The 1,120-nt window shown below is 71.2% G+C and carries 1 rRNA gene and 1 pseudogene; both read right to left on the reverse strand.

Annotation, left to right across the window (positions count from 1 at the left end):
* Positions 1-918: pseudogene (locus tag PV721_RS31025) on the reverse strand (hypothetical protein); the annotation flags it as partial.
* A 105-nt stretch (positions 919-1,023) separates the two neighbouring features.
* Positions 1,024-1,120 (reverse strand): 5S ribosomal RNA (gene rrf / locus PV721_RS31030); the annotation flags it as partial.

The following is a 1,120-nucleotide window of genomic DNA, read 5'->3' on the forward strand; positions in this document are numbered from 1 at the left end:
GTCACGACGGAAGCCGCCGCCACCGCCACCGGTGGGACGCTCGCCCCGGTCATCGCGGCGCGGGTAGGACGGACGGTCCCCACCACGGTCGTCACGGCGCGGGAAGCTGGGACGGTCGTTGTCCCGGCGGAAGCCGCCACCGGTGGGACGGTCGCCCCGGTCGTCACGGCGCGGGTAGGACGGACGGTCCCCACCACGGTCATCACGGCGGGGGTAGGACGGACGGTCGCCACCGCGGTCGTCACGACCGCCGCGGAAGCCACCGCGCTCGTCATCACGACGCGGGTACGAAGGACGCTCACCACGGTCGTCACGGCGCGGGTAGGACGGACGGTCCCCACCGCGGTCGTCACGGCGCGGGTAGGACGGACGGTCCCCACCGCGGTCGTCACGGCGCGGGTAGGACGGACGGTCCCCACCACGGTCATCACGACGGAAACCGCCGCCACCGCCACCGGTGGGACGGTCACCCCGGTCATCGCGGCGCGGGTAGGACGGACGGTCCCCACCACGGTCATCGCGGCGCGGGAAGGACGGACGGTCCCCACCACGGTCGTCACGACGGAAACCGCCGCCACCGCCACCGCCACCGGAGGGACGACCACCGCGGTCGTCGTCACGGCGGGGGTAGCTGGGACGGTCGCCACCGCGGTCGTCACGGCGGAAACCGCCGCCGCCACCGCCGGCGGGACGCCCGCCGCGGTCATCGCGACGGAAGCCGCCACCGCCACTGGACGGACGACCACTGGCACCACGGTCGTCACGACGGAACGGGGGACGGTCGCCGCCACGGTCGTCACGGCCCCCGCGGTAGCCGCCCCTGTCACCGCCGTCGTTGCGCCGAGGCTCGCGCTCCGGACGATCGTCGGGAGAGTTGGACATGGGTGTGACTCCTGTCTTCGGGGTACCGCTAGTCATTCTCGCGCAACCAACCCATGGCCGCGCTTCGGCGTAAAAGAGGTGAAACAAAAAAGGACCCTTGGTCCAGCGTTGAACGCTGGACCAAGGGTCCTTTGAAAGATTGTTCGGCGGCGTCCTACTCTCCCACAGGGTCCCCCCTGCAGTACCATCGGCGCTGAAAGGCTTAGCTTCCGGGTTCGGAATGTAACCGGGCGTTTCC

Origin of the sequence: Streptomyces sp. MB09-01 (genome assembly GCF_033794505.1) — a bacterium.
In the GTDB taxonomy this organism is placed as follows: domain Bacteria; phylum Actinomycetota; class Actinomycetes; order Streptomycetales; family Streptomycetaceae; genus Streptomyces.